Annotated in this window: 24 protein-coding genes; 8 read left to right on the top strand and 16 right to left on the bottom strand. The window is 71.9% G+C overall.

All coding sequences use genetic code 11. The annotated features are described in order from the left end of the window. Window positions 1-57: 57 nt before the first annotated feature. From ACIBK6_RS05435 to pdhA (ACIBK6_RS05420), 4 genes are all read right to left on the bottom strand, one after another. On the bottom strand, window positions 58-639 hold the full coding sequence (locus tag ACIBK6_RS05435; protein ID WP_399048961.1) for a hypothetical protein: 582 nt from the start codon (window positions 637-639) through the stop codon (window positions 58-60). A gap of 224 nt (window positions 640-863) precedes the next feature. Beyond that, window positions 864-2,264: a dihydrolipoamide acetyltransferase family protein gene (locus ACIBK6_RS05430; protein ID WP_399048959.1), complete on the bottom strand. Its 1,401-nt coding sequence runs from the start codon at window positions 2,262-2,264 to the stop codon at window positions 864-866. Window positions 2,265-2,270: 6 nt separating this feature from the next. Next, window positions 2,271-3,251, bottom strand: a complete 981-nt coding sequence (locus ACIBK6_RS05425) for an alpha-ketoacid dehydrogenase subunit beta (protein ID WP_399048957.1) — start codon at window positions 3,249-3,251, stop codon at window positions 2,271-2,273. A gap of 2 nt (window positions 3,252-3,253) precedes the next feature. After that, on the bottom strand, window positions 3,254-4,408 hold the full coding sequence (gene pdhA, locus ACIBK6_RS05420; RefSeq protein WP_399048956.1) for a pyruvate dehydrogenase (acetyl-transferring) E1 component subunit alpha: 1,155 nt from the start codon (window positions 4,406-4,408) through the stop codon (window positions 3,254-3,256). A gap of 384 nt (window positions 4,409-4,792) precedes the next feature. Here pdhA (ACIBK6_RS05420) and ACIBK6_RS05415 point away from each other — a divergent pair, with 384 nt between their 5' ends. The 3 genes from ACIBK6_RS05415 (at window position 4,793) to ACIBK6_RS05405 (ending at window position 7,014) form a co-directional block, all read left to right on the top strand. Further along, on the top strand, window positions 4,793-5,455 hold the full coding sequence (locus ACIBK6_RS05415) for a response regulator (protein ID WP_399048954.1): 663 nt from the start codon (window positions 4,793-4,795) through the stop codon (window positions 5,453-5,455). Window positions 5,456-5,568: 113 nt separating this feature from the next. Then, window positions 5,569-5,985 carry a pyridoxamine 5'-phosphate oxidase family protein gene (locus tag ACIBK6_RS05410; RefSeq protein WP_399048952.1) on the top strand — a complete coding sequence of 139 codons (417 nt, stop codon included), beginning with the start codon at window positions 5,569-5,571 and terminating at the stop codon, window positions 5,983-5,985. 15 nt (window positions 5,986-6,000) lie between these two features. Then, complete coding sequence (locus ACIBK6_RS05405; RefSeq protein WP_399048951.1) at window positions 6,001-7,014, top strand: phosphotransferase; 1,014 nt, start codon at window positions 6,001-6,003, stop codon at window positions 7,012-7,014. Window positions 7,015-7,047: 33 nt separating this feature from the next. Here the strand turns inward: ACIBK6_RS05405 and ACIBK6_RS05400 are convergent, their stop codons facing one another. Next, window positions 7,048-8,724 carry a protein kinase gene (locus ACIBK6_RS05400; protein WP_399048950.1) on the bottom strand — a complete coding sequence of 559 codons (1,677 nt, stop codon included), beginning with the start codon at window positions 8,722-8,724 and terminating at the stop codon, window positions 7,048-7,050. 324 nt (window positions 8,725-9,048) lie between these two features. Between ACIBK6_RS05400 and ACIBK6_RS05395 the strand changes: the two genes are divergently transcribed. The 3 genes from ACIBK6_RS05395 to ACIBK6_RS05385 all read left to right on the top strand — a co-directional run bounded on the left by ACIBK6_RS05395 (window position 9,049) and on the right by ACIBK6_RS05385 (window position 12,140). Further along, window positions 9,049-10,692 (top strand): protein kinase, encoded by a 1,644-nt coding sequence (locus ACIBK6_RS05395; protein WP_399048949.1) that lies wholly within the window; start codon window positions 9,049-9,051, stop codon window positions 10,690-10,692. Between the two features lie 203 nt (window positions 10,693-10,895). Next, window positions 10,896-11,465, top strand: coding sequence for a hypothetical protein (locus tag ACIBK6_RS05390; protein WP_399048948.1), 570 nt, complete (start codon window positions 10,896-10,898; stop codon window positions 11,463-11,465). Between the two features lie 135 nt (window positions 11,466-11,600). Further along, window positions 11,601-12,140, top strand: coding sequence for a bacterial proteasome activator family protein (locus tag ACIBK6_RS05385; RefSeq protein WP_399048946.1), 540 nt, complete (start codon window positions 11,601-11,603; stop codon window positions 12,138-12,140). Window positions 12,141-12,217: 77 nt separating this feature from the next. On the opposite strand, the gene ACIBK6_RS05380 is transcribed toward ACIBK6_RS05385, so the two are convergent. The 7 genes from ACIBK6_RS05380 to pdhA (ACIBK6_RS05350) form a co-directional block, all read right to left on the bottom strand. Beyond that, window positions 12,218-13,198: an NAD(P)H-quinone oxidoreductase gene (locus ACIBK6_RS05380; RefSeq protein ID WP_399048945.1), complete on the bottom strand. Its 981-nt coding sequence runs from the start codon at window positions 13,196-13,198 to the stop codon at window positions 12,218-12,220. Window positions 13,199-13,208: 10 nt separating this feature from the next. After that, window positions 13,209-14,288 carry a potassium channel family protein gene (locus tag ACIBK6_RS05375; RefSeq protein WP_399048943.1) on the bottom strand — a complete coding sequence of 360 codons (1,080 nt, stop codon included), beginning with the start codon at window positions 14,286-14,288 and terminating at the stop codon, window positions 13,209-13,211. A gap of 102 nt (window positions 14,289-14,390) precedes the next feature. Further along, a complete protein-coding gene (locus ACIBK6_RS05370) occupies window positions 14,391-15,752 on the bottom strand; it encodes a molybdopterin molybdotransferase MoeA (RefSeq protein ID WP_399048942.1) in 1,362 nt (453 codons plus the stop codon). Next, the gene (locus tag ACIBK6_RS05365; protein ID WP_399048940.1) at window positions 15,749-16,612 is read right to left on the bottom strand and encodes an NTP transferase domain-containing protein; all 864 of its coding nucleotides are present in this window, start codon (window positions 16,610-16,612) and stop codon (window positions 15,749-15,751) included. Before ACIBK6_RS05365 ends, ACIBK6_RS05370 begins: the two co-directional genes overlap by 4 nt. 68 nt (window positions 16,613-16,680) lie before the next feature. Next, window positions 16,681-17,961, bottom strand: a complete 1,281-nt coding sequence (locus ACIBK6_RS05360; RefSeq protein ID WP_399048938.1) for a dihydrolipoamide acetyltransferase family protein — start codon at window positions 17,959-17,961, stop codon at window positions 16,681-16,683. Then, the gene (locus ACIBK6_RS05355; RefSeq protein ID WP_399048936.1) at window positions 17,961-18,968 is read right to left on the bottom strand and encodes an alpha-ketoacid dehydrogenase subunit beta; all 1,008 of its coding nucleotides are present in this window, start codon (window positions 18,966-18,968) and stop codon (window positions 17,961-17,963) included. Before ACIBK6_RS05355 ends, ACIBK6_RS05360 begins: the two co-directional genes overlap by 1 nt. Next, complete coding sequence (gene pdhA / locus ACIBK6_RS05350) at window positions 18,968-20,092, bottom strand: pyruvate dehydrogenase (acetyl-transferring) E1 component subunit alpha (RefSeq protein WP_399048935.1); 1,125 nt, start codon at window positions 20,090-20,092, stop codon at window positions 18,968-18,970. The genes ACIBK6_RS05355 and pdhA (ACIBK6_RS05350) overlap by 1 nt, the downstream gene beginning before the upstream one ends. A gap of 180 nt (window positions 20,093-20,272) precedes the next feature. Here pdhA (ACIBK6_RS05350) and ACIBK6_RS05345 point away from each other — a divergent pair, with 180 nt between their 5' ends. After that, complete coding sequence (locus ACIBK6_RS05345) at window positions 20,273-20,761, top strand: Lrp/AsnC family transcriptional regulator (RefSeq protein ID WP_399048933.1); 489 nt, start codon at window positions 20,273-20,275, stop codon at window positions 20,759-20,761. A 36-nt stretch (window positions 20,762-20,797) separates the two neighbouring features. Here the strand turns inward: ACIBK6_RS05345 and ACIBK6_RS05340 are convergent, their stop codons facing one another. The 3 genes from ACIBK6_RS05340 to ACIBK6_RS05330 are packed head-to-tail and all read right to left on the bottom strand — an operon-like array spanning window position 20,798 to window position 23,821. Then, entirely contained in the window at window positions 20,798-21,604 is an 807-nt protein-coding gene (locus ACIBK6_RS05340) for an alpha/beta hydrolase family protein (protein WP_399048931.1), read from the bottom strand. A 49-nt stretch (window positions 21,605-21,653) separates the two neighbouring features. Further along, window positions 21,654-22,247, bottom strand: coding sequence for a TetR/AcrR family transcriptional regulator (locus ACIBK6_RS05335; protein WP_399048930.1), 594 nt, complete (start codon window positions 22,245-22,247; stop codon window positions 21,654-21,656). Then, on the bottom strand, window positions 22,244-23,821 hold the full coding sequence (locus tag ACIBK6_RS05330; protein ID WP_399048929.1) for a 3-hydroxyacyl-CoA dehydrogenase: 1,578 nt from the start codon (window positions 23,819-23,821) through the stop codon (window positions 22,244-22,246). The genes ACIBK6_RS05335 and ACIBK6_RS05330 overlap by 4 nt, the downstream gene beginning before the upstream one ends. Before the next feature lie 198 nt (window positions 23,822-24,019). On the opposite strand from ACIBK6_RS05330, the gene paaN reads away from it, so the two are divergent. Continuing rightward, window positions 24,020-25,684: a phenylacetic acid degradation protein PaaN gene (paaN, locus tag ACIBK6_RS05325; RefSeq protein ID WP_399048928.1), complete on the top strand. Its 1,665-nt coding sequence runs from the start codon at window positions 24,020-24,022 to the stop codon at window positions 25,682-25,684. A gap of 21 nt (window positions 25,685-25,705) precedes the next feature. On the opposite strand, the gene ACIBK6_RS05320 is transcribed toward paaN, so the two are convergent. After that, window positions 25,706-26,338: a TrmH family RNA methyltransferase gene (locus ACIBK6_RS05320; RefSeq protein ID WP_399049314.1), complete on the bottom strand. Its 633-nt coding sequence runs from the start codon at window positions 26,336-26,338 to the stop codon at window positions 25,706-25,708. Between the last annotated feature and the right edge of the window lie 38 nt (window positions 26,339-26,376).

Here is a 26,376-nt window from a genome sequence, read left to right as displayed (position 1 = left end):
AACAGAGGTGCATCAGGAAGCCGCGTCCGGATCGCGGGACAGGGACCTGCTACGTAGTCACCTTGCGGGCGTGGTGGAGTTCACGGCCGGTGCCGGCTTGCAGCCCTTGGGGAGCTTGGGGAAGTCCTGGATCGCGTACGGGGCGCGGGGGCCGCCCTCGACCTTGGTCTTGAGCTGCGGGGCGGTGGAGTACGGGTGGAGGATCTCGGCGTAGATACCGGCCGAGGCGGGCAGCTTGGGGTGGTTGCGGTCGAGCTTGCCGAGGCTGGGGACCGGGTTGCCGGGGCCGTCCTTGAACGTGACCGCCGGGCCGTTGGGACCCAGGGTCAGCACCGCGTCGGTACCGGCCCCGATGGAGGCGTCCCGGGTGACCGTGCAGCCCTTGGCGGCGCCCCCGGCGGTCGGCGCGGTGGGCCCGGCGGCGAAGGCCGCGGCCGGGGTGAGGAGGGCGCCGGCCACGGCGGCGGTGGCGACGGCGGCTCGAATCGAGTACCGCGCGAAGCCCATTGAGCGGCGGCGGGCGGGGGACGGGCGGGCGGTCCGGCAGGGGGAAGCGGCATAACCCGGCACGCCCGTTGAGCGGCGGCGGCCGGGCAACGGGCGGGCGGTCCGGCGGCGGGAAGCGGCGTAGGTCGGCATGGACGACTCCCTGGAACGGGGCGGCCTGAGGGCAGGATCATGCCTCTGTCTGCCCGGACCACCGGGCGGGCAGCCCGCGCCGACCCTCATCCCACTTTCCGCCCGCCCCCCGGCCCTGTCCAGCCGGGCCCGGCCGGGCACACCGCTGCCCCCGGCGCGTACGGATACGCATCGGGGGCAGCGGGGCCGACTTCCGTGCCGGGCAGCCGTGTTGCCGGGGGCGGTCAGCCCCAGGTGATGAGGCGCTTCGGCTGCTCCAGGACCGCCGCCACATCGGCGAGCACCTTCGAGCCGAGCTCGCCGTCGACCAGGCGGTGGTCGAAGGAGAGCGCGAGCGTGGTGACCTGGCGGGGCTTGACCTTGCCCTTGTGGACCCACGGCTGGAGCTTGATCGCACCGACCGCGAGGATCGCGGACTCGCCCGGGTTCAGGATCGGAGTGCCGGTGTCCACGCCGAACACGCCGACGTTGGTGATGGTCACCGTGCCGCCCGACATCGCCGCGGGCGACGTCTTGCCCTCGCGGGCCGTGGACACCAACTCGCCGAGCGACTCGGCCAGTTGCGGCAGCGTCTTGGTGTGGGCGTCCTTGATGTTCGGGACGATCAGACCGCGCGGGGTGGCCGCCGCGATGCCCAGGTTCACATAGTGCTTGAGGACGATCTCCTGGTTCGCCTCGTCCCAGGCCGCGCTGATGTCCGGGTTCCGCTTGATCGCGACCAGCAGCGCCTTCGCGATCAGGAGCAGCGGGTTGACCCTGAGGCCCGCCATGTCCTTGTCGGACTTCAGCTCCTCGACCAGCTTCATCGTGCGGGTCACGTCCACCGTCACGAACTCCGTGACGTGCGGCGCCGTGAACGCCGAGCCGATCATGGCCTGCGCGGTCGCCTTGCGTACGCCCTTGACCGGGATCCGGGTCTCGCGGGCACCCTCCGCCTGAACGGCCGGGGCCGGCACGGGAGTTGTTTCACGTGAAACAGCGGCCGGTTCGGCGACCGGTGCCGCCGCCGCGTGCACGTCCTCACGGGTGACGACGCCGTCGGGGCCGGTCGGCACCACGCTGGCGAGGTCGACGCCGAGGTCCTTGGCGAGCTTGCGGACCGGGGGCTTGGCGAGCGGGCGGGCCGGGGCGGCGACCCGGCCGTTCAGCTCGGTCTGCACGGCCCGCAGGGCTTCGGCCGGGGCCTGCTCCGGAACCGAAGTCCCCTTGCGGGGGCGGCGCTTGGTCGAGGCCTCGGAGACCCCGTAGCCGACCAGGACGGGCTGACGGCCCTTGGGCGCGTCGTCCTCGGCGGCTTCGGCGACCACGACCGCCTCGGCTGCTTCCGCGGCCTCGGCGAACGGGGCGTACCCGCTGTCCGGGGCCACGTCGACGGTGATGATGGCCGTGCCGACGTCCACCGTCACGCCCTCTTCGAAGTGCAGCTTCTGCACCACGCCGTCGTAGGGGATGGGGAGTTCGACGGCCGCCTTCGCGGTCTCGACCTCGCACACCACCTGGCCGTCGGTCACCGTGTCACCGGGCTTGACGTACCACTTCAGGATCTCCGCCTCGGTGAGTCCCTCGCCGACGTCCGGCATCTTGAACTCGCGGTAGCGGGCAGCGTTCTCAGTCATTGTCGTCACGATTCCTCAGTACGCCAGCGAGCGGTCGACGGCGTCGAGCACCCGGTCCAGGCCCGGCAGATACTCCTCCTCCAGGCGGGCCGGCGGGTACGGGGCGTGGTAGCCGCCGACCCTGAGTACCGGGGCCTCCAGGTGGTAGAAGCAGCGCTCGGTGATCCGGGCGGCGATCTCCGCGCCGGCGCCGTAGAAGACCGGCGCCTCGTGGACGACGACAAGGCGGCCGGTCCGCTCCACCGAGGCCTGGACCGTGTCGAAGTCGATCGGGGACATCGAGCGCAGGTCCACGACCTCGACCGACTTGCCCTCCTCCTGGGCGGCGGCGGCCGCTTCCAGGCACACCTTCACCATCGGGCCGTACGCCACCAGCGTGAGGTCCGAACCGGCGCGCACCGTACGGGCCTTGTGCAGCGGACCCGGGATGGCGTCCGTGTCGACCTCGCCCTTGTCCCAGTAGCGCCGCTTCGGCTCGAAGAAGATCACCGGGTCGTTGCACTGGATGGCCTGCTGCATCATCCAGTACGCGTCGGACGCGTTCGACGGGCTGACCACCTTCAGGCCCGCCACGTGCGCGAACAGCGCCTCGGGGGACTCGCTGTGGTGCTCGACCGCGCCGATGCCGCCGCCGTACGGGATGCGGACGACGACCGGCAGCTTGATCTTGCCGAGCGCGCGGGCGTGCATCTTCGCGAGCTGGGTGACGATCTGGTCGTAGGCGGGGAAGACGAAACCGTCGAACTGGATCTCCACGACGGGCCGGTAGCCGCGCAGGGCCAGGCCGATCGCGGTGCCGACGATGCCGGACTCGGCGAGCGGGGTGTCGATCACCCGGTCCTCGCCGAAGTCCTTGAACAGGCCGTCGGTGACCCGGAAGACACCGCCGAGCTTGCCGACGTCCTCGCCCATGACCAGGACCTTGGGGTCGGTCTCCATCGCCTTGCGCAGCGACTCGTTGATCGCCTTGGCGATCGGCAGCTTCTGTACGGTCATGGCTAGTTGCCCTCCCCGTCCGCGAACGACGCCTGGTAGGCGGCGAACTGGGCGCGCTCCTCGTCGACCAGCGCGTGGCCGTCGGCGTAGATGTTGTCGAAGATCGCCATGGGCTCGGGGTCGGGCATGGCACGGACCGCCTCGCGCACCCGCTTGCCCAGCGTCTCGGACTCGCTCTCCAGCTCCTCGAAGAACGCGGCGTCCGCGTGGCCGGCGTTCTCCAGGTAGGTGCGCAGGCGCAGGATCGGGTCCTTGGCCTCCCAGGCCTCGCGCTCCTCGTCGGCCCGGTACTTCGTCGGGTCGTCGGAGGTGGTGTGCGCGCCCATGCGGTACGTGAACGCCTCGACCAGGGTGGGTCCTTCGCCGCGCCGGGCGCGCTCCAGGGCCGCCTTCGTCACGGCCAGACAGGCCAGCACGTCGTTGCCGTCGACGCGGACGCCGGGGAAGCCGAAGCCCTGCGCGCGCTGGTACAGCGGGACGCGCATCTGCTTCTCGGTGGGCTCGGAGATCGCCCACTGGTTGTTCTGGCAGAAGAACACCACCGGGGCGTTGTAGACCGCGGAGAACGTGAAGGCCTCCGCGACGTCGCCCTGGCTGGAGGCACCGTCGCCGAAGTAGGCGACGACCGCGCTGTCCGCGCCGTCCTTGGCGACACCCATCGCGTATCCGGTCGCGTGCAGCGTCTGCGAGCCGATGACGATCGTGTACAGGTGGAAGTTGTTGCTGTTGGGGTCCCAGCCACCGTGGTTCACACCGCGGAACATGCCGAGCAGGTTCGTCGGGTCGACGCCCCGGCACCAGGCGACGCCGTGCTCGCGGTAGGTCGGGAAGACGTAGTCGTCGTCCCGCAGCGCGCGGCCGGAGCCGATCTGGGCGGCCTCCTGGCCGAGCAGCGAGGCCCACAGGCCCAGCTCGCCCTGCCGCTGGAGGGCGGTGGCCTCGGCGTCGAAGCGCCGGGTCAGCACCATGTCGCGGTAGAGGCCGCGCAGCTCTTCGGGGCTCAGATCGACGTCGTAATCAGGGTGCTCGACCCGCTCGCCCTCGGGCGTCAGCAGCTGTACGAGCTCGGGGTCGGCGCCCGCTTTCCTTGCGCCGGCGCCGGCGGTGCGCTTGCTGCTGCGGCGCGGTTTGCGCGCGGCAGTGCTCTCCACGGTCACGTGCGTGCTCCTCCGTCTGTCCGGCTTCCGGGTTCGCCGGTAAGCCTGGGGGTCCCCCCGGCCCGTCAGGGCCCGGGAGAGGCTCGCCTGTCCGTCAAGTGCACGGGGTGTGCGCGCTCAACCGGGAAATCAGGCGTGACAGGTGCCCCGGCGAGCGCCCTGCAAAAGGCACGTTACCCAGTGCTGCGCATTACTGCGAAACCCCACTTGACCTGCGATTTTGCTTGGATTTCCAAGTAAATCGAGAAAGCCGGGAACAGCCCCTGGTCACAGCCTCGCAGGCCGCCGGAACAACGGCACGTTATCCCGGTCACGCAGTACTCGGGAAGGGGTCACTTATGGCACTCTCCGGCGCGCTTCGGACGAATGTGTGAGACTGATTCCGTGCGCGAACCAGGCAAAATCACCGTATTCCTGCTCGACGACCACGAGGTGGTCCGCCGAGGCGTCCACGAAATGCTGTCCGTCGAGGACGACATCGAAGTGGTCGGCGAAGCCGGCACGGCGGCGGACGCCCTGGTCAGGATTCCCGCGACCCGCCCCGATGTCGCCATCCTCGACGTGCGGCTGCCGGACGGCAGCGGAGTCGAGGTCTGCCGCGAGATCCGTTCGCAGAACGAGGACATCAAATGCCTGATGCTCACCTCGTTCGCGGACGACGAGGCCCTCTTCGACGCGATCATGGCCGGCGCCTCCGGATACGTCCTGAAGGCGATCCGCGGGAGCGAGCTGCTGACCGCCGTACGTGACGTGGCGGCCGGCAAGTCGCTGCTCGACCCGGTGGCCACCGCGCGCGTCCTGGAGCGGCTGCGCGACGGCGGCAAGAGCAAGGGCGACGACCGCCTCGCCAACCTCACCGAGCAGGAGCGCAAGATCCTCGACCTGATCGGCGAGGGCCTCACGAACCGCGTCATCGGCGAGCGCCTGCACCTGGCGGAGAAGACGATCAAGAACTACGTCTCCTCGCTGCTGTCCAAGCTGGGCATGGAACGCCGCTCCCAGGCCGCCGCGTACGTGGCTCGGATCCAGGCGGAGAAGCAGCACTGAGCCCGACTCCCCGGGCCTGATGCCCGGCCCCCTGCGCATTCGGGACCTATGTCCCCGCCCGCAAGGGGCCCCGGGCTCTTTCCGCATCCCGCGGCGCCGCGCAGAGTGGGGGCATGTCCTCCGAGGAAGCGCGCGCGATCGAACTGCTCGGCCGCGTCCCGTACGGCCGCGTGGCGACCAGCATGCGCGCTCTGCCGTTCGTCGCCCCGGCCCGCCACATCGTGGTCGACGGCCGCGTGCTGCTGCGCCTGCACGCGGGGCTCGGCTACCACCACGCCTGCCTCGGCAGCGTGGTCGCCTACGGCGCGGACAACCTCGGCTCGGACCGGGAGCGGGTGTGGTCGGTGCAGTTCACCGGCACCTCCGAGCGCTTCGAGCCGACCACCGGCGAGCTGGAGCTCTTCGGGCCGCCGCCCCGCGAGGTGGACGGGGAGCCCTTCGACCCCGTGTACATGCGCATCGAACCCCAGTTCGTAACGGTCCATTCGCTCGACTACTCCAAAGAGCGACAACTCCAGCACGTTGCGTGATCTAACATCTGACGAGTGCCGCGCTCATCTGCAACCCCACCCGTGGGCGCCCTGCTGCGCCGCTACGAGTCCCCCGGTGAGCCGCTCTCCTGCGAACGCGTCGCCCAGGGCCTGCTGAACCGCGGCTACCGGCTCGCCACCACCCGCGGCGAGTACTTCCTCAAGCACCACCTGGACGGCGACCACGAGGCCATCGCCCGCCAGCACCGGGCCACCGAACGCCTCCAGGCCCTCGGCGTACCGGTCGCCCCGCCCGTACCGGACGCCGACGGCGACACCGTCGCGGTGATCGGCGGCCACTGCTACGCCCTGCACCCCTGGGTGCACGGCAGACACCGCGACGGCGCCCAGCTCTCCGCCGTCGAGTCCCGCCGGCTCGGCGCACTGCTCGGGCTCGTCCACACCTGCCTGGCCCAGGTCATGGAGCCCGACGTGCCGCAGGCCGAGCACGGCAGCGCCGATCCCGCGGACACCCTCGCGCTCATCGACGACCTGGTGGCGCGGGCCCGCAGGCACCGGCCCCGGGACGCCTTCGACGAACTGGCCGAGCACCGGCTCCTGGAGCGGCGGGTGCTGCTCGGCCAGCACGCCCACCGCCGCCCCGCGGCCCCCGCCACCGGCGCCTGGGTGCACGGCGACTTCCATCCGCTGAACCTGCTCTACCGGGGCGAGGGCCGCTCCGCCGAACCCGCCGCGATCGTCGACTGGGACCGGCTCGGCGTGCAGCCGCGCGCCGAGGAGGCGGTCCGGGCCGCGGCGATCTTCTTCGTCCGCCCGTCGGGCGAGCTGGCGCTGGCGAAGGTACGGGCGTACGCACGGGCCTACCGGCGGGCCACCGGGGCCGACGCCGAGGAACTGGCGGCCGCCGTGCACCGGGTGTGGTGGGAGCGGCTCAACGACTTCTGGATCCTGCGCTGGCGCTACCAGCTGCACGACCGAAGGGCCGACCCGCAGTTTCCTGCGGCGTCGGCCCTGGCGGTCTGGTGGACCCGCGAGTACGAGGCGGTGTGCGAGGCCTTCGCGGGCTGAGGCGACCGTGCGGTCAGTGCCCGGGGATTCCGGTCAGTGCCCGGGGCTCGGGGTACCTCCGCCGGGCCCGGAGGAGGTACCCGTGGTCGTGCCCTTGCTGGTGCCCTGGCTGGTGCCGGTGGTCGTGCCCTGGCTGGTGCCCGTGGTCGTGCCGGTGGTCGTGCCCTGGCTGGTGCCCTGGTCCGTACCCGAGGTCGTGCCCTGGCTGGTGCCCTGGTCCGTACCCGAGGTGGTGCCCTGGGTGCCCGTACCGCCGTCGCTGGTGCCGGACGTCGTGCCCTGGCTGGTGCCCGGGGTGTGCGAGGGGTGCGACTTGCTCGGCGACGGCGAGGACTGGCGCGAGCGGTGCTGCGAGGGCGACTCGTTGCCGCCGCTCGTGCTGCTGCCGTACGACTGGCCCTGGCTGGCGCCCGGGGTGTCCGGGGTCGACGGGGTGTCCGACTGGGAGACCGACGGCGGAGCCTTCGGCGAGTTCGAGGGCGCACCGCCCGAGCCGCCGCCCGAACTCTTCGCGGCGTTCAGCGCGAAGGCGACCCCCGCGGCGATCGCGACGATGGCGAGCACCACGAAGAGCAGCATCTTGCCCCGGCCGCCCTGCTTCCGGCCGCCGTGGCCGTAGCCGTCGTAGCCGCCGTCGTCCGGGTTCATCGGCGGCAGCATCGGACCGCGGAACTGCGAGGTCTCCCCGTGCACCGGGTGACCCATGGCGGTGGTCGCGCCGGTGGTGCCCATCGCGGGGGTGTGGGCGCCCTCGTGCATCAGCTCGACCGGGCCGGTGTTCCAGGTGCCGGTGTGGCCGCCCTGCGCCTGGAGCATCTGCAGTCCGTACTGGACCAGGCCGCGCATCTCCTCGGCGGACTGGAAACGGTCGTCCGGGTCCTTGGCGAGAGAACGCATGACGAGGCCGTCGAGTTCCGGCGGCGCGACATGGGCCACCTGCGACGGCGGCACCGGCATGTCCTGGACGTGCTGGTACACCACGCTCAGGGGGGTCTCGCCGATGAACGGGGGCCGCAGCGCGAGGAGTTCGTACAGCAGACAGCCGGTGGCGTACAGGTCGGAGCGGTGGTCGACGGCCTTGCCGAGCGCCTGCTCGGGCGAGAGGTACTGCGGCGTGCCCATGACCATGCCGGTCTGGGTCATCGTCGACTGGGCGCCGTGCAGGGCCCGCGCGATGCCGAAATCCATCACCTTGACCGCGCCGGTGTCGGTGATGATCACGTTCGCGGGCTTGATGTCGCGGTGCACGATGCCGTGCTGGTGCGAGTACGCGAGCGCCTCGAGCACCCCGGACACGATGATCAGTGCCTGCTCCGGCGGCGGGGCGTCCGCGTCGACCAGGAGGTCGCGGATGGTGCGGCCCTCGACCAGCTCCATCACGATGTACGGGACGGTCTGGCCGCCCACGTAATCCTCACCGGAGTCGTACACCGCCACCACCGCGTGGTGGTTGAGTCCGGCCACGGACTGTGCTTCACGCGTGAAGCGCGCCTTGGACACCGGGTCCTCGGCGAGATCGGCGCGGAGCAGCTTCACGGCCACGGTCCGGCCCAGGCGCACGTCCTCGGCGGCGAACACCTCCGCCATGCCGCCGCGTCCCAGCCGGTGGGTGAGACGGTAGCGGCCGTCGCCGACGAGACCGCCGACCCACGACTCGTGGTCCTGCGCATCGGCCATCCCGGCGCCGTTTCCGTCGGGTTCGGGTGCCATCAGTCCTCGCCGTCGTATCTGGCCGCGTCCGCGGTCGTTCCTTACGGTCTTCCGTCGTGCTCTTCCGCTGGTTGTGCAGTAGTGCACGCTACAGCGTTCGCGCCGGGCGCCGGTCCGGGATGGACCGGCCATCAAATCGGTTCCACGTGTACCCATGCAAATCCGGTACGCATTCGATGCCGTTCCGGTAACGCTTGCGAGACTCTTCCAGTGCGTACGGTCACGGAACGGGCACCCGGCTTGACGTGACCGACCCCTCAGGCAGACTTGGCCTGAAAAATCGAGGATCAGCACTGGCCACCGCGCCAAGGGGGATGCACAGTCATGAGCCAGGACGGCGCACACGGCCGCTATGCGGGCGGTTCGATCGCGGGCGGGCGCTACCAGCTGCGCGACCTCCTCGGCGAAGGCGGAATGGCGTCGGTGTACCTCGCGTACGACTCCGCCCTGGACCGCCAGGTCGCCATCAAGACGCTGCACACCGAGCTCGGCCGGGAACAGTCGTTCCGCGAGCGGTTCCGCCGCGAGGCGCAGGCCGTCGCCAAGCTCCAGCACACCAACATCGTCTCGGTCTTCGACACCGGCGAGGACACGGTGACCTTCAATGGCTCCGCCGAGGGCGGCGACGGCGTGATGCCGTACATCGTCATGGAGTACGTGGAGGGCGAGCCGCTCGGCTCGACGCTGCACCGGGACATCCAGCAGTACGGTGCGATGCCCGCCGACAAGGCCCTCAAGGTGACCGCCGACGTGCTGGCCGCGCTTGAGGTCAGCCACGAGATGGGGCTGGTCCACCGGGACATCAAGCCGGGCAACGTGATGATGACCAAGCGCGGCATGGTCAAGGTGATGGACTTCGGCATCGCCCGCGCCATGCAGTCCGGCGTCACCTCCATGACCCAGACCGGCATGGTCGTCGGCACGCCCCAGTACCTCTCCCCCGAGCAGGCGCTCGGCCGCGGTGTGGACGCCCGCTCCGACCTGTACTCGGTCGGCATCATGCTCTTCCAGCTGCTGACCGGGCGCATCCCCTTCGACGCGGACTCGCCGCTGGCGATCGCGTACGCACATGTCCAGGAGGAGCCGGTCGCGCCCTCCGCGGTCAACCGGTCGATCACCCCGGCCATGGACGCGCTGGTCGCCCGCGCCCTGAAGAAGAACCCGAACGAGCGCTTCCCCAGCGCCCAGGCCATGCACGACGAGATCCTGCGGATCGCCTCCTCCGGCCAGATGGGGGCGGCCCCGGTCATCACCGGCGGAGCCCCGCTCTCCAGCGGTGCGGGCGTCGGCGCGACGGTCTTCCCGCCGCTCGACCCGCAGGCCGCACCCGGCCTCCAGGGCAATGTGCAGACGCCGTACCAGCCGGGCCCCTACGGTCCGCCCACGCCCGCGCCGGCCACCCCGCAGCCGCAGCCCGCCTACGGATACCCGCAGGCGGCGCAGCAGCCCGCGCCGATGGCGGCTCAGACCCCGCCGCCGTACACGATCTCCCCGGCCCAGACGCCTCCGGCCGCCTCCGGCGGTTCGAAGCGGAACACCTCGGTGATCGTGGGCTCGGTCGCGGTGGCCCTCCTCGCGGTCGGCGGCCTGGTCACGGCGGTGCTGCTGAACAACAACGACTCGGGCGGCTCCGGCGGCAACGCCAAGTCCAGCAGTTCGGCGCCGGCCGCCGGCCACAAGGGCCCGGAGCGCGATCGCAAGATGGACACCGGCAAGTGCACCTCGCCGCAGACCTCCACGCTGGACCCGGGCAAGGTGCAGGCGCCCGACTTCACGTACAAGGACATCCTGTCGGCGAAGTCCTGCATCCAGGCCGCGGGCTGGAAGGTCAACACCGAGACCGTCGACAACGGCCAGTTCGGCCAGGACGTGGTGGTCAGTCAGTTCCCCGCGGCCGGCGTCGACGTGGACAAGAAGAACGCGGAGTTCACACTGCAGATCTCGTCGGGCAACGCACCGGCTCAGTAACCGCGCACCGCTCGCTCACGCAAGGCCCGGCACCGAGGCATCCGCCCTGGTGCCGGGCCTTGCGTGCAGGCGGACGCTGCGGCCGGGGGAGCCTCCCGTTCGGCGCACGCCGGGGTCTCCCGGGATGCCGCGCAACTCGCCCCGTGTGACGCTGATCCGGTCAGCCCAGGCGATCGTGCACGTCCGTACGGGAAGGGGCCCCCATGGCTCCAGGGCTCCGGCCACTCGGCGCCGCCGCGACGCTGACGGGCGTGCTGCTCCTGACTCCCCTCCCGTACGCGGCCGCGGACGACACCCCGACACCCAGCCCGCCCGCGACGGCCGTTCCCTCGCGCTCGCCGAACTCCTCGCCCAGCGCACAGCCTTCGCCACCGGCCGCCTCCGGGGAGCAGCGCCTCGCGGGCAGCAGGGCGGGCGAGGGCCGCACCCGGCCGGGCAGGGTGCCGCCACCGCACGACTTTCCCTACGCGCCCGACACCGAACTGCCCGACGCGGTCAGGCCGGCCCAGCAGGAGGCGGTCCCGGAAATGCCGCCGCAGGCCCCGGTGCCCGAGCCCCCGGAGACCCCGGAGACCCCGGAGCCCTCGCAGCCGCCGGCGACGCCTGCCCCCACGAGCGCCCCGGTCCGCCCTCCGAACGGACACCGTCACCAGGCGGCCCCGGCCGTCACCAGCGGGTCCGATCTGCGCTACCACGTCCTCTCCCTCGGAGCGGGCCTCGCCCTGACGGGTCTGGGCCTCGGGTTTCTGGGGCTGAGGCTCCGACGGCTGTAACCGCTGGGAGGGGCCTGCCGGTGTTTCACGTGAAACATCGCTCGTCGGGCCGGAATCGTCGTGCGGCAAGCGGTGGATCACCGCTTGCCGGGGGCACAACGTGATGTGAGGCACGTGTGCGAGAGAATGGGCGGCATGGAGATGCCGAGGAACGAAAAGTCGCCGGACAGCCCCCACATCCTGGTCGTAGGCCAGGACGGTATGGCCATCGGCGGTGGAGACGACGAGTCCCGCGAGGTCCCGGTGACAGAGATGGTCGAACAGCCGGCGAAAGTCATGCGGATCGGCAGCATGATCAAGCAGCTTCTTGAGGAAGTCCGCGCGGCTCCTCTCGACGAGGCGAGCCGTGTGCGCCTGAAGGGCATCCATGCTTCCTCCGTGAAGGAGCTGGAAGACGGTCTGGCTCCCGAACTGGTCGAGGAACTGGAGCGGCTCTCCCTGCCGTTCACCGACGAGGCGATCCCCTCCGAGGCCGAACTCCGCATCGCACAGGCGCAGTTGGTGGGCTGGCTCGAAGGCCTCTTCCACGGGATCCAGACGGCTCTGTTCGCCCAGCAGATGGCGGCCCGCGCCCAGCTGGAGCAGATGCGCCGCGCACTGCCGCCCGGTGCCTCGCACGAGGACGACGAGGACGGCGGCCCGCACGCGGGCGCCCGCTCGGGCCCGTATCTGTAACCCGGTCCGCCGTACGGAGCGTGCGTCGTACGCGACAACAGGCAGAGGGGGCGCCTTCCCGGCGCCCCCTTCGTGTTTCACCCGGCCGTGAGCAGGACCTTGCCGACGTGCGTGGAGGCTTCGAGCACCCGGTGGCCCTCGGCGGCGTCCGCCAGCGGCAGCGTCCGGTCCACCACGGGCCGCACCCGGCCGCTGGAGATCAACGGCCACACGTGCTCGCGCACGGCCGCCACGATCGCGGCCTTCTCCGACGCGGGCCGGGCCCGCAGCGAGGTCGCGGTGACCGCGGCCCGCTTGGTGAGCAGCTCGCCCAGGTTCAGTTCGCCCTTGGCACCGCCCTGGAGGCCGATCACCGCGAGCCTGCCGTTGACGGCGAGCGCCCGCACGTTCCGCTCCAGGTACTTCGCTCCCATGATGTCGAGGATGACGTCGGCACCCGCGCCGTCCGTGGCCTTCACCACCTCGTCCACGAAGTCCTGTTCGCGGTAGTCGATCAGGATGTCCGCGCCCAGTTCGGCGCAGCGCGCCAGCTTGTCCGGTCCGCCCGCCGTCACCGCGACCCTGGCACCGATCGCCTTGCCGAGCTGGATCGCCATGGTGCCGATCCCGCTCGCCCCGCCGTGCACCAGGAGGGTCTCGCCGGGGCGCAGGTGGGACACCATGAACACGTTGGACCACACGGTGCAGACGACCTCGGGCAGGGCCGCCGCGGCGGTCAGTTCCACGCCCTCGGGCACGGGCAGCAGCTGCCCGGCCGGCACCGCCACCTTCTCGGCGTAGCCGCCGCCGCTGAGCAGCGCGCACACCTCGTCGCCGACGCTCCACCCCGACACCCCGGGACCCAGCGCGGCGATCCGCCCGGAACATTCCAGGCCCGGGTACGGGGACGCGCCGGGCGGCGGGTTGTAGAAGCCCTGCCGCTGGAGCACGTCGGCACGGTTGACGGCGGCGGCGGCCACCTCGACGAGGACTTCACCTTCGGCCGGTACCGGATCGGGGACCTCGGCCCAGACCAGCGCCTCGGGACCGCCCGGCTCAGGAATCGTGATCGCATACATGCGCCCGACGCTACTCCGGCCGACCCTCCGGGGGCGCGCCACCGGCTCGTACGATCGTGATCAGTCGGTCGGTCAGCTGGAGCGGGCTCGCCTTGGCGTCGTCGTACGGCAGCAGCCGGTGGCCGCGCAGCACGCTCACCACCAGGTCCTCGGTCTCCCGTACCCCGCGTCCGACCTCGCTCTTCTTCACGGGCCGCTCCACCATGTCGAGCCCGCTGCCCTGCTGGATCAGGTCCTCCATCACGGTGCCCGCGCTCGGGCTGAGCACCGACAGGCCGAGCAGCCGGCCGGCCGCGCTGGCGCTGGTGATGACGGCGTCCGCGCCGGACTGGCGCAGCAGCGGCGCGTTCTCCTCCTCCCGCACCGCGGCGACGATCTTCGCGCCCCGGTTGAGCTGGCGGGCCGTCAGCGCGACCAGGACCGCCGTATCGTCGCGCTGGGTGGCGATGATGATCTGGCGGGCCTTTTGGAGTTCGGCCCGCAGCAGCACATCGCTGCGGGTGGCATCGCCGATGATGCCGACGAATCCCTCCGCGGTGGCGGTCTCGATCACCTTCGCGCTCGGGTCGACCACCACGACGTGGTCCTTCTTCAGGCCCGTCGCGCACAGGGTCTGGATCGCGGAGCGGCCCTTCGTCCCGAAGCCGACGACGACGGTGTGGTCTCGCAATTGAGCCTTCCAGCGGTTGAGCCGCCACTCCTCGCGGGTCCGTTCGGTGAGGACTTCGAGAGTGGTTCCGACGAGGATGATCAGGAACAGCACACGCAGCGGGGTGACCAGCAGGATGTTGGTGAGCCGTGCGCTGTCGCTGTACGGAACGATGTCGCCATAGCCCGTTGTGGAGAGCGTGACGGTGGCGTAGTAGGCGGCATCGAGGAAGTCGACTCTGCCGTTGGCGTTGTCGTGGTAGCCCTCGCGGTCGATCCAGACGATCAAGGTCGTCAGCATCAGCACGGCGAGTGCCATGAGGAGCCGCTTGGCGACCTGCCGCAGCGGTCGGTCGACGATCCGGCGGGGCAGTTGCACGCGCCGGGTGATCAGGTTCTCGCCTGCCTGCCGCGCCATCGCGTCATGGCCGGGCAGTTTCACGTGAAACACCTTTCCCGCATACGGGAGTTGAGGATCTGGGACGAGTGTTTCACGTGAAACATCCTTCGTTCATACGGGAGTTGGAGGCTTGAGCGTGGTGTTTCACGTGAAACACCCTTCGCCCGAGCCCGCTTGAGGCCACGGCAGATCGAGGATCTCCACCTCCTGGCCCGCCCGTGCCCCGCCGGGCGGCACCACAGCCAGCCCGTCGGCCGCCGCGATCCCGCGCAGCATCGCGGGCCCGTTGTAGTGCAGCGGCACGACGCGTTCGGACCGGTGCACCACCGGGACGAGCCGGGTGTCGTGCGGATGCCCCTGCACCTCGTTGCGCAGCGGCACGGTGTACGCCACCGGGCTTGCCCGGTGCGCGAGTTCACGCAGCAGCGGCTCGGCGAGGGTGAGCAGTCCGGACACCGCGGCGAGCGGATTGCCCGGCAGTCCGACCAGGTGCTTTCCCACCCCGATCTGCGCCAGCAGCATGGGGTGCCCGGGCCGCACGGCGACCCCGTCGACCAAGAGCTCGGCACCGGCCTTGTGCAGCACGGGGTGGACGTGGTCGACAGGTCCGGCCGCCGTGCCGCCCGTTGTGATCACGAGGTCGGCCGAGGATCCGGTGACGGCACGGAGCAGCGCCCCCGCGTCGTCCTTCAGCCGCCGGGTCCCGACGACCTCCGCGCCGAGCGCCCGCAGCCAGAACCCGAGCATCGGGCCGAGCGCGTCCCTGATCAGCCCGTCGCGGGGGAGACCCTGTGTGAGCAGTTCGTCGCCGAGCACGAGGATCTCGACGCGGGGCCGCGGGACGGTGGCCAGCGCGTCGTATCCGGCGGCCGCGGCCAAACCGAGCACGGCCGGGGTGACCAGCGCGGTGGCGGGCAGCAGCACATCGCCGGAGCGGCACTCCTGGCCGCGCGGGCGGATGTCCTGGCCGTGCAGCACCACGCGGTCGGCCTGGAGCTGCGTCTGGGCCGCGTCGGTGCGGGCGTGTTCGCTGCGGATCACCGCGGTCGCCCCGGCCGGGATGCGGGCCCCGGTGGCGATGCGTACGGCTTCGCCGTCGGCGAGGGCGGCGGGCGCGGCGTGGCCGGCGAGGATGCCGCCGCCCTGCAGCGCCCACGGGCCCGGCCCGGCGACGGCCCAGCCGTCCATGGCGGAGGTGTCGAAGGACGGCAGATCGGTGAGGGCGGTGAGCGGTTCGGTGAGTACCTCGCCCGGAGCCTGGTCCAGCGGCACCCGGTGGGACCGGGCCGGTGCGGTGCGGCCGGCCCGCGCGGCCACGGCCCGGGCATCGGCCCAGGGGGCGGCGCGGCGGCGGGGTGCGGGACGGGCCTGGGAGGCCGTGGCCTGCGCGCGGTCCCCGTCGGCCTCGCCGGTCTCCGCGTCGGCGGCTGCCGGGGGGCGGGCTTCGCGCAGCAGGGCGAGGGCCTCGTCGGATCCGTCGTCCGCCGCCGGGCCGGGGGCGGTCATCCGGCGTCGTTCTTCGGGCCGTCGGAGGCCTCGGCCTCGGCCGCCCAGCGGTTGGCGAGCGCGGCGGCCCTGCGTGCCGCGTCCGCCACGTCCTTGCCCTCGCCGCCCGCCTTCGCGGCCGCGTAGCCGACCAGGAAGGTGGTGAGCGGCGCGGCGGGCCGGGCGACGCCGTGGGCGGCGTCCCTGGCCAGGTCGAGCAGCACGCCGGTGTCGACGTCCAGCTCGATGCCGAGTTCGTCCTTGACTGCGGTGATCCATTCGTCCAGCACGCTTCCATGCTCCCTGATCCGGGCCCGGGCGGCGGCGAGGTCCTCCCAGGTGTCGCAGTCGAACGAGGCGAGCGGGTCCGTGGTGATGCGGGCGAGGTCGAGTTCCGCGGTGAGCAGTCGCAGCGGCAGCCCGGCGAGCGAGCCGTGCTCGGTGGCGAGCAGCGCCAGCTCGCGGCGCAGCGGTTCGGCGCGGTAGACGGCGACGAGTGGCTGGTCGCGGCCGTCGGGGTCGGTGCAGAGCACGCCGTCGTGGCCGGTGCGCGCCAATGCGTCGAGGAGCGCGTCGACGGTCGGTGCCGCGAGGAACGGCAGATCGGCCGAGAGCACGAGCACGCTCCCGGCCGTCGTGTGCCGCACCCCGGCGTCCAGCGCGGCCAGCGGTCCGCCGCCGGCCGGTTCCTCCCGGGTCCACACCACGGGCCGCGCGGTGGCCCGGCGCCCGCCCACCACCACGGTGGTGGCGGCCCCGGCGCAAGCAGTGAGCACCCGGTCGAGCAGCGCCCGGCCGCCCACGCTGAGCCCGGGTTTGTCGGCGCCGCCGAGCCTCTTGGCGGCGCCTCCGGCGAGTACTACGGCGTCATACGCGGTCATCCCCCGAGTATGGGCCGCCGGACGATCACCATGGCCCCGCGAACGTCTCGGGTCCGCAGGGGCGTTCGTCACAGGGTGCGCAGCAGCACCGCCGGATGTTCCACGCAGTCGGCGACGTAGCGCAGGAAGCCGCCCGCGGTGCCGCCGTCGCACACCCGGTGGTCGAAGGTGAGCGAGAGCTGGACCACCTGGCGCACCGCGAGCTCACCCTCGTACACCCACGGCTTGGGGATGATGCGGCCGACGCCCAGCATCGCCGCCTCGGGGTGGTTGATGATCGGCGTGGAGCCGTCGACGCCGAACACCCCGTAGTTGTTGAGGGTGAAGGTGCCGCCGGTCAGCTCGGCCGGGGTCAGGGTCGCGGTGCGGGCCGCCTCGGTGAGCCGGGCGAGCTCGGCGCCGAGCGAGTCGACGTTGCGGGTGTGGGCGTCGCGGACCACCGGCACGACCAGACCGCGCTCGGTCTGCGCCGCGAAGCCCAGGTGCACCTCGGGCAGCCGGACGATCTCGCGGGCGGCCGCGTCCACCGTGGAGTTGAGCTCGGGGAAGCGGGCGAGGGCCGCCGTGCAGATCCGGGCGAGCAGCGCCAGGACGGACACCTTGGGGCCGCCCGCGGCGTTCATCGCGGCGCGCGCCGCCATCAGTTCCGTGGCGTCGGCGTCCACCCAGCAGGTGGCGTCGGGGATTTCGGTGCGGCTGCGGCTGAGCTTGTCGGCGACCGCGCCGCGGATGCCCCGCAGCGCGATCCGCTCACCGGCGGAGGCCGGGACGGCGGGGGAGGCGGGCGCGGGGGCCTCGGCCGGTGCCGTCATCGCCGATTCCACGTCGGCGCGCAGGATCAGCCCCTCGGGCCCGGTTCCCCTCAACTCCCGCAGGTCCAGGCCGTGTTCACGGGCCAGCCTGCGGACGAGCGGGGAGATGACGGGCACCGGACCCGCCCCTTGAGGCACCGGGTCCGCCGCCTTCGCGGGAGCGGCCGGCGCGGCCGGGGTCACCGGCCCGACCCGGGAGCGGCGGCGGGTGGTGGTGGCCGCGGCCGTCCCGTAGCCGACCAGGACGTTGCCCGAGCCCTCGGAGGACTCGGCCTCCGACACCGCGGCCGGGGCGCCTACCGCGACGGTCAACAGCGGGGCGCCGACGGGCAGTTCGGTGCCCTCCTCGCCGAAGCGGGCGGTCACCACGCCGCCGTAGGGGCAGGGCACCTCGACCATCGCCTTGGCCGTCTCCACCTCGACCACCGGCTGGTCCACGGCGACCACATCGCCCACCGCGACGAGCCAGCGCACGATCTCCGCCTCGGTGAGCCCCTCGCCGAGGTCGGGCAGCTTGAACTCCAGGACCTTCGGCATCAGTGCTCCGCCTCCCACTGCAACCGCGCCACCGCGTCCAGCACCCGGTCCACACCGGGCAGATGGTGCTTCTCCAGCATCGGCGGCGGGTACGGGATGTCGAAGCCGGCCACCCGCAGCACGGGCGCCTCCAGGTGGTGGAAGCAGCGTTCGGTGATGCGCGCCGCGATCTCGCCGCCGGGGCCGCCGAAACCGGCCGACTCGTGGACGACCACGGCCCGCCCGGTGCGGCGCACCGATGCGCACACCGTCTCGTCGTCGAAGGGCACCAGCGAGCGCAGATCCACGACTCCGAGGTCCCAGCCCTCCTCGCGGGCCGCCTCGGCCGCCTCCATGCACACCGGCAGCGAGGGCCCGTAGGTGATGAGCGTGGCGCTGCGTCCCGTGCGCCGCACCACGGCGGTGCCCAGCGGCTCGACGGCCGCCGGCGCCTCGGGCGACCAGTCGGACTTCGACCAGTACAGCCGCTTCGGCTCCAGGAAGACGACCGGGTCGTCGGATGCGATCGCGGCCCTGAGCAGCCCGTACGCGTCTTCGACGGTGGCCGGGGTGACGACCTTGAGGCCGGGCGTCGCCATGTAGTAGGCCTCGCTGGAGTCGCTGTGGTGCTCGACGCCGCCGATCCCGCCGCCGTAGGGCACCCGCACCACGATCGGCATCGGGATCGCCCCGCGGGTGCGGTTGCGCATCTTGGAGACATGGCTGATGAGCTGCTCGAACGCCGGGTAGGCGAAGGCGTCGAACTGCATCTCGACCACCGGCCGCAACCCGTACATCGCCATGCCGACGGCCGTGCCCAGGATGCCGGCCTCGGCGAGCGGGGTGTCGGTGCAGCGGTCCTCGCCGAATTCCTTGGCGAGCCCGTCGGTGACCCGGAAGACACCGCCGAGCGTGCCGACGTCCTCTCCGAGGACGTGCACGGACGGGTCCTCGGCCATGGCGTCGCGCATCGCGCGCTGCAGGGCCTGCGCCATGGTGGCGGGCTTCTTGCCGGTGGCGGTGGTCATCACCGGGCCTCGGCTTCCAGCTCGGCGCGCAACTGGGCGGCCTGCTCGCGCAGTTGGCCGCTCTGCTCGGCGTAGACCTCGGCGAACAGGTCCATGGGGTCGAGGACGGGGTCGGCGTTCATCCGCTCGCGCAGCGCCGCCGCCATGGTCTCGGCGGCCTCGGCGGCGGCCCGTATGCCGTTCTCGTCAAGGAGGCCGCGGGCGGTCAGCTCGTCCTCCAGGAGCCGGATCGGGTCGTGCTCGCGCCAGGCGTCGACCTCGGCGGAGCCCCGGTAGCGGGTCGCGTCGTCGGCGTTGGTGTGCGCCTCCATGCGGTACGTCACGGCCTCGATCAGGGTCGGTCCGCCGCCGCGCCGGGCCCGCCCGACGGCCTCGGAGAGCACCTGGTGCACGGCGGGCGCGTCGTTGCCGTCGACCAGCCGGCCCGGCATCCCGTACCCCACGGCCTTGTGGGCCAGGGAGGGCGCGGCGGTCTGCTTGGCGAGCGGTACGGAGATCGCGAAGCCGTTGTTCTGGACCAGGAAGACCACCGGGGCCTGCCAGACGGCCGCGAAGTTCAGCGCCTCGTGGAAGTCGCCCTCGCTGGTGCCGCCGTCGCCGACCAGGGCGAGCGCCACCACGTCGTCGCCCTTGAGGCGGGCCGCGTGTGCCAGGCCCACCGCGTGCGGCAGCTGGGTGGCCAGCGGGGTGCACAGCGGCGCGATGCGGTGCTCGCGCGGGTCGTAGCCGGTGTGCCAGTCACCGCGCAGCAGCGTCAGCGCCTGTACGGGGTCCAGGCCCCGCGCTACGGCGGCCAGGGTGTCGCGGTAGCTGGGGAAGAGCCAGTCGCGCTCCTCCAGGGCGAGCGCGGCGGCGACCTCGCAGGCCTCCTGGCCGGTGGAGGACGGGTACACGGCGAGGCGGCCCTGCTTGGTGAGGGCGGTCGCCTGCGCGTTGTAGCGGCGGCCGCGCACCAGCTCCGCGTACAGCTTCAGCATCAGCGCGCGGTCGAGCTCGGCGCCGGTGCCCAGGACGCGGAAGGGCTCGGGGTCCGGGAGGAGCGGCGCGGGGTCGATGCGGGGCCTCCAGGCGGGTGGAGGGGTCGGCCGGTATGCGGCGGCACCGGGGAGCTCTTGGACCGTCATGCCAATGCACCTCCTTGTGGGAGCGGACATTCATACGCGAGGCGTGAATGTGACGCCCCTCACCTACCGATTGTTCGGTCGTGGACGCATTTTGGCTACAGGCGCCATCAGCCTGTGGACAAACGGTTCTCCACAGCCTGGGATGGGAACAGGTCGTCCACAACAGGAAGGCGGGGGGACATGGCAGCTGAACAAATGGCCAACGGTGGCGCTCGGCCCGCGCCGCCGCGCCCGCTGGACGAGATCGACCACGCGATCCTGCGCATCCTGCAGACGGACGGCAGGGCGTCGATACGCGCCGTGGCCGAGCGGGTGCACGTCTCGCGCGCCAACGCGTACGCGCGCATCAACCGGCTCGTCGAGGACAGCGTGATCCGCGGTTTCACCGCCCGCGTGGACCACGAAAGGGCCGGTCAGGGCGCGGCCGCGTACATCACGCTCAAGATCGTGCAGAACTCTTGGCGCACGGTCCGCGAACAGCTCCAGGAGCTGCCCGGGGCGGCTCATATCGCCCTGGTGAGCGGGGACTTCGACGTTCTGCTCCTGGTGCACACGCCCGACAACAGGGCGCTGCGCGAGCTCGTCCTCACCCGGATCCAGTCCATCCCCGAGGTCTTGTCGACGCGGACGCTGCTGGTGTTCGAGGAGACCGATCTGGACCCGGCGTGAGGGCCGGGCGCAGTACTTACCGAATGTACCGAGTCCTCAGGTGCAGTACTTCCTGAGGAAGTCGAGGACGGTCTGCCAGGTGTCGGGGCCGGCGAGCAGGGCCACGCCGTGCTGGGCGGAACCCTTCACCGATTCGAGCCGGTTCTCCGCCGCCTTGGTGCTCGCCCGGCTCAGCTCCCTGGCGGTCGGGCCTGCCGCGCCGTCCCGCTCACCGGCCACGTAGAGCACCGGCGCGGTGAGGGCCTGGGCCGCGCCCAGAGCGTCCAGGGAGCCGTCCTCGGCGGGGGCGGACAGCGCGACCACCGCGTCCGGCTTCAGCGGCAGGCCGGCGGCCGCCTGGAGGGTGGCGGCGGCGCCCCTGGACGCGCCCATGAGAAGCAGCTTCCAGGCCCCCTCGGCGCGCAGCAGGCTCGCGGCGCCCTCGATCTCGGCCACCTCGTCGCCGGTCGTGCTGTTGACGGCGAGCACCCGGAAGCCCGTCTTGCCGAGCTCGACGGCCTTGTCCTTCCACTGGCAGACATTTCCGTCCGCCTGGTGCGCAAGAACGATCCCGGTATTGCCACTGCCGGTCAGAAAGCCGCCAGTGGCCGCTCCGGTGGAGCTCTTGAAGACGATGGATCCCGACGTCGCCTGCTCGGGCGTCAAGCAGCCGAAGGTGTCGCCCTTGACCGGTGGGGCCTGCCCGGCGGGTCCCGCCGCGGCCTTCTTGAGCGCCGCTCCGGCGTCGGGCGACGTGGCCGCCGCATCGTTTCTGCCGCCCTCACCACTGCACCCGGCCAGCCCCGCGAGCAGTACCACGGCACAGACGGACACGACGGGCGCAGGAGTTCGCAAGGCAGCCATGACCGTGGATGTTGATCCGCTTCGGTGCCTCAGTCAACGGCACCGGAACTCACTGGCCGGTACGCAACCCCTCGAACGCCATACGGACCACGGTTTCGGCCACCTGGTCGCCGTCCGCCTCCCCCTCGCGCTGCGGCCGGTACCACTCCACAAGGGAGTTGACCATGCCGAACAGCAGCCGGGTCGCCAGGCGAATGTCCAGGTCGGACCGGAGATCGCCGTCCGCGACGGCCGCCTTGAGCAGATCGGACACCCGCTGGTCGAACTCCCTGCGCCGCTCCATCGCCCAGCGTTCCGTCTTGGTGTTGCCACGGACGCGCAGCAGCAGAGTGACGTAGGGAAGTTCCGCCATCAGGACTTCGACCGTACGGCGCGTGACGTACTCGACTCGCTCGATCGGGCGGCCGCGCAGCGCGCCCGGCTCGTCCAGGACACCGAAGAGGCCGTCGATGGCACGGCTCACGGCCCGCCGCAGCAGCTCCTCCTTGCCGGCGACATGGTGGTAGATCGACGACTTGGAGATCCCGGCCGCCTTGGAGAGGTGCTCCATCGACGTGCCGTCGTAGCCGCGCTCGTTGAAGACCCGGACGGCGACCGTGAGGAGCGTCTCGGGCGTGTAGGTGTCCCGTTTGGCGGTCGTCATGAGCCCGTCTCCCCGTCGGTGGCGTACGCCTGCCGGTAGAGCGCGAGCGAGGGCGCGTAGCGGCCGGTGGGGCAGCGCTCGTGCACCGCGGTGAGCAGGTCGTACGCCCAGTCCGGGCCGAGCCGCCGGTTCCATTCGACGGGCCCCAGCGGGTAGTTGACGCCGAGCCGCATCGCGGTGTCGATGTCCTCGGGCGAGGCGACGCCCTTGGCGACGGCGTCGGCGGCGAGGTCGGCGAGCATCGCGACGGTGCGGGCGACGATCATGCCCGGTACGTCACCGATGACGCTGACCTCCTTGCCGAGCTTCTGGAACAGGCCGACGGCCTCGGCGACCGCGCGCTCGGAGGTGTCCTCGCTCGCGGACAGCGCGATCCGGCCGGCGCCCCGGTAGTCGAGGGCGAGGTCGAAGTAGACGACGTCCGCGAACTCGACGGACGTCTTGCCGTCGGCCGGGACGAGCTGTCCATCCCCCGGAAGCGCGATGTAGGGGCCGCCGTCGTTGACGGTCTTCACGTCGATGCCGGCCTCGGTCATCATCGCGACCAGGTCGCGGGCCGGGCCCAGGTCACCGACGACGGTGACGGCCGCCGGCGCCTCGGCGGGCGGCGCGGTGTGCGGCTCGCTGCGCACGACATCCTTTGAGGACGCGCCGGACGCACCGGACGCACCCGACCCGACCGCGCCGGACGCTTCGTAGCTGTACCAGCCGCGTCCGCTCTTGCGCCCGTGCAGCCCCGACTCGACCAGGCGGCGCTGGGCCAGCGACGGCGTGAACTTGGGGCTGTGGAAGAAGGCTTCCCACACCGAGCGCGTCACCGCCTCGTTCACGTCCTGCCCGATGAGGTCGGTGAGCTCGAACGGGCCCATCCGGAACCCGCCGCACTCGCGCAGCACCGCGTCGATGGTGGCCGCGTCCGCGCCGCGCTCCTCGTACACCGCGAAGGCCTCGGCGTAGAAGGGCCGGGCGATGCGGTTGACGATGAATCCGGGGGTGTCGGTGCAGCGCACCGGCGTCTTGCCCCAGGCTTTCGCGGTCTCGTACGCCCTGGTCGCGGCCGCGGCCTCGGTGGCGAAGCCGCTGACGACCTCGACCAGGGGGAGCAGCGGCGCCGGGTTGAAGAAGTGCAGGCCGACGAAGCGGCCGGGATGCCTGAGCGCCCCGGCGATCGCGGTGACGGACAGCGAGGAGGTGTTGGTTGCGAGCAGGCAGTCCTGGTCGACCACGACCTCCAGGGCGGTGAACAGCTCCTGTTTGACGTGGAGTTGTTCCAGGACCGCCTCGACGACGAGTGCCGCGTCGGCCAGTTCGGCGAGCTCCTCGGCGGGGTGCAGCCGGGCAAGCGCCGCATCGCGGTCCGCGACGGCCAGGCGGCCCTTGTCGACCAGCCGGTCCAGGCGCCCGGCGATGGCGTCGGCGGCCTCGCGCGCGCGGCCCGGCACGGCGTCGTGGAGCCGTACGCGATGCCCGGCGACCAGAGCCACCTGGGCGATGCCCTGGCCCATGGTTCCGGTGCCGACGACGGCGACGGTACGGCTCGGCGCGATGGCTGCTGCGCTGGCGGTTTCGGTCATGGACGCGATCCTCCCCTACGGCTTGCCCACGCACCCGACGGGCCCCCTCCAGGGGGCCGCCCACCGGGTCCGTGGCGGGCGTGGCCGGTAGTTGTCCACAGGTTTCCCTGACCCTCTTGTCCCGACCGATCGTTCGGTTACTCTAACTGTGTCCGGCTCTCCCTGCCCAGCTCGATGACTCGACGAGGAGTTGCTCGCATGCAGCTGACCGAGAAGCACAGGCCCACCCTGGACGGGGCCCTGGAAGCGATCCGCACGCGTGCGTACTGGTCGCCGCACCCGGAGCACCCCAAGGCCTACGGGGAGACGGGCGCCGAGGACGGCAAAGCGGCCTTCGACGCGCTCCTGAACCGCCGCTTCGACCTCGACCAGCCGGGCACGGACGACTGGACGGGCGCCGAAGTGTCGCCGTACGGCATCGAGTTGGGCGTCCAGTACCCGCATCCGGACATCGACGTGCTGCTGCCCGCGATGCGGGCCGGCATGGCCGGCTGGCGGGCCGCCGGACCCGAGACGCGGGCCCTGGTATGCGTCGAGATCCTGGCCCGGATCGGCGCGCGGACGCACGAGTTCGCGCACGCGGTCATGCACACCAGCGGCCAGGCCTTCATGATGGCGTTCCAGGCGGGCGGGCCGCACGCCCAGGACCGCGGCCTGGAAGCCGTCGCGTACGCCTATCAGGAGCAGACCCGCACCCCCGAGGGCAGCGCCGCCTGGTCCAAGCCGCAGGGCAAGCGCGAGCCGCTGGAGCTCGCCAAGACGTTCACCCCGGCCGGGCGCGGCGTCGCCCTGCTCATCGGCTGCAACACCTTCCCGACGTGGAACGGCTACCCGGGCCTGTTCGCCTCGCTGGCCACCGGGAACCCGGTCCTGGTCAAGCCGCACCCGCGCGCGGTGCTGCCGCTGGCGCTGACGGTGAAGGTGGCGCGCGAGGTCCTGGCCGAGGCGGGCTTCGACCCCAACCTGGTGGCGCTGGCCGCCGAGCGGCCCGGCGAGGGCATCGCCAAGACCCTCGCAGTCCGCCCCGAGATCAAGATCATCGACTACACGGGTTCGTCCGCGTTCGGCGACTGGCTGGAGGCCAACGCCCGCCAGGCGCAGGTCTACACGGAGAAGGCCGGCGTCAACACGGTGGTCGTCGACTCCACCGACAACTACAAGGGCATGCTCGCCAACCTGGCCTTCTCGCTGTCCCTGTACAGCGGCCAGATGTGCACCACCCCGCAGAACCTGCTGATCCCCCGCGACGGCATCACCACCGACGCGGGCAAGAAGTCCTACGACGAGGTGGTCGGCGACCTGGCGGGCGCGGTCGGCGGCCTGCTCGGCGACGACGCCCGCGCCAACGCGCTGCTCGGCGCGCTGGTCAACCCGGACGTGAAGGCCCGCCTGGAGGCGGCCCCCGGCCTCGGCGAAGTGGCGCTGCCCTCAAGGGAGGTGGCCAACCCCGAGTTCCCGGACGCGGTGGTGCGCACCCCGGTGATCGTCAAACTGGACGGCGCGAAGCCCGACGCGGAGGCCGTCTACCTGTCGGAGTGCTTCGGCCCGGTGTCCTTCGCGGTCGCCGTCGACTCCACGTCGGACGCGGTCGAGCTGCTGCGCCGCACCGTCCGCGACAAGGGTGCGATGACGGTGGGCGCGTACACCACCTCCCCCGAGGTGGAGCGCGCGGTGGAGGACGTCTGCCTGGACGAGTCGGCCCAGCTGTCGCTGAACCTGACGGGCGGGGTGTACGTCAACCAGACGGCCGCCTTCTCCGACTTCCACGGCTCGGGCGGCAACCCGGCGGCCAACGCGGCCCTGTGCGACGGGGCGTTCGTGGCCAGCAGGTTCCGGGTGGTGGAGGTCCGCAGGCAGGCCTGAGGCTCAGGGAGCGGAGGCGCGTCAGTGCGGGACGACGGCGTGCCTCTGCACCCAGGCGTGCATCGCGATGGCGGCCGCAGCCCCCGCGTTGATCGAGCGCGTCGACCCGAACTGCGCGATGGAACACACCAGTTGGGCGTGCTTGCGGGCCTCCTCGGTGAGCCCGGGGCCCTCCTGGCCGAAGAGCAGCACACACCGCCGCGGCAGCTCGGTCCGCTCCAGCGGCACCGCGCCGGGCAGGTTGTCGATCCCGATGATCGGCACGCCCTCGGCCGTCGCCCACGCGGTCAGCGACTCGGTGTCCGGGTGGTGGCGCACATGCTGGTAGCGGTCCGTGACCATCGCGCCGCGCCGGTTCCAGCGCCGCCGCCCGACGATATGGATCTCCTTCGCCAGGAACGCGTTGGCGGTACGCACCACGGAGCCGATGTTGAAGTCGTGGCCCCAGTTCTCGACGGCCACATGGAACTCGTGCCGCCGCGTGTCGAGGTCGGCGACGATCGCCTCGCGCGTCCAGTACCGGTAGGTGTCGACGACATTGCGCCGGTCGCCGTGTGCGAGCAGCTCCGGGTCGTACCGCTCGCCCTCGGGCCAGGGCAGCGGATGCGGGCCCACCCCGACCTCGGCCGGGCCGAAGCCTTCGTCGTACTGCATGGGGTGGCCGGCCTGGGCGTTCTCGGCCGGGGCCGGCT

The organism is Streptomyces sp. NPDC050485 (assembly GCF_044458185.1).
In the GTDB taxonomy this organism is placed as follows: Bacteria; Actinomycetota; Actinomycetes; order Streptomycetales; family Streptomycetaceae; genus Streptomyces.
The sequence above is the reverse complement of the archived record's forward strand: the minus strand, read 5'-3'. Positions and strand labels throughout refer to the sequence as shown.

What these genes read in the sequence shown, in the direction of transcription:
- ACIBK6_RS05320 (WP_399049314.1), bottom strand. Translation starts at nt 26,338, where the DNA reads ATGCAGTACGACGAAGGCTTCGGCCCGGCCGAGGTCGGGGTGGGCCCG.
- ACIBK6_RS05385 (WP_399048946.1), top strand. Translation starts at nt 11,601, where the DNA reads ATGGAGATGCCGAGGAACGAAAAGTCGCCGGACAGCCCCCACATCCTG.
- pdhA (WP_399048935.1), bottom strand. Translation starts at nt 20,092, where the DNA reads ATGACGGTCCAAGAGCTCCCCGGTGCCGCCGCATACCGGCCGACCCCT.
- ACIBK6_RS05330 (WP_399048929.1), bottom strand. Translation starts at nt 23,821, where the DNA reads ATGACCGAAACCGCCAGCGCAGCAGCCATCGCGCCGAGCCGTACCGTC.
- ACIBK6_RS05370 (WP_399048942.1), bottom strand. Translation starts at nt 15,752, where the DNA reads ATGACCGCCCCCGGCCCGGCGGCGGACGACGGATCCGACGAGGCCCTC.
- ACIBK6_RS05355 (WP_399048936.1), bottom strand. Translation starts at nt 18,968, where the DNA reads ATGACCACCGCCACCGGCAAGAAGCCCGCCACCATGGCGCAGGCCCTG.
- ACIBK6_RS05410 (WP_399048952.1), top strand. Translation starts at nt 5,569, where the DNA reads ATGTCCTCCGAGGAAGCGCGCGCGATCGAACTGCTCGGCCGCGTCCCG.
- ACIBK6_RS05435 (WP_399048961.1), bottom strand. Translation starts at nt 639, where the DNA reads ATGCCGACCTACGCCGCTTCCCGCCGCCGGACCGCCCGCCCGTTGCCC.
- paaN (WP_399048928.1), top strand. Translation starts at nt 24,020, where the DNA reads ATGCAGCTGACCGAGAAGCACAGGCCCACCCTGGACGGGGCCCTGGAA.
- ACIBK6_RS05340 (WP_399048931.1), bottom strand. Translation starts at nt 21,604, where the DNA reads ATGGCTGCCTTGCGAACTCCTGCGCCCGTCGTGTCCGTCTGTGCCGTG.
- ACIBK6_RS05390 (WP_399048948.1), top strand. Translation starts at nt 10,896, where the DNA reads ATGGCTCCAGGGCTCCGGCCACTCGGCGCCGCCGCGACGCTGACGGGC.
- ACIBK6_RS05425 (WP_399048957.1), bottom strand. Translation starts at nt 3,251, where the DNA reads ATGACCGTACAGAAGCTGCCGATCGCCAAGGCGATCAACGAGTCGCTG.
- ACIBK6_RS05345 (WP_399048933.1), top strand. Translation starts at nt 20,273, where the DNA reads ATGGCAGCTGAACAAATGGCCAACGGTGGCGCTCGGCCCGCGCCGCCG.
- ACIBK6_RS05400 (WP_399048950.1), bottom strand. Translation starts at nt 8,724, where the DNA reads ATGGCACCCGAACCCGACGGAAACGGCGCCGGGATGGCCGATGCGCAG.
- ACIBK6_RS05395 (WP_399048949.1), top strand. Translation starts at nt 9,049, where the DNA reads ATGAGCCAGGACGGCGCACACGGCCGCTATGCGGGCGGTTCGATCGCG.
- ACIBK6_RS05380 (WP_399048945.1), bottom strand. Translation starts at nt 13,198, where the DNA reads ATGTATGCGATCACGATTCCTGAGCCGGGCGGTCCCGAGGCGCTGGTC.
- ACIBK6_RS05365 (WP_399048940.1), bottom strand. Translation starts at nt 16,612, where the DNA reads ATGACCGCGTATGACGCCGTAGTACTCGCCGGAGGCGCCGCCAAGAGG.
- ACIBK6_RS05360 (WP_399048938.1), bottom strand. Translation starts at nt 17,961, where the DNA reads ATGCCGAAGGTCCTGGAGTTCAAGCTGCCCGACCTCGGCGAGGGGCTC.
- ACIBK6_RS05335 (WP_399048930.1), bottom strand. Translation starts at nt 22,247, where the DNA reads ATGACGACCGCCAAACGGGACACCTACACGCCCGAGACGCTCCTCACG.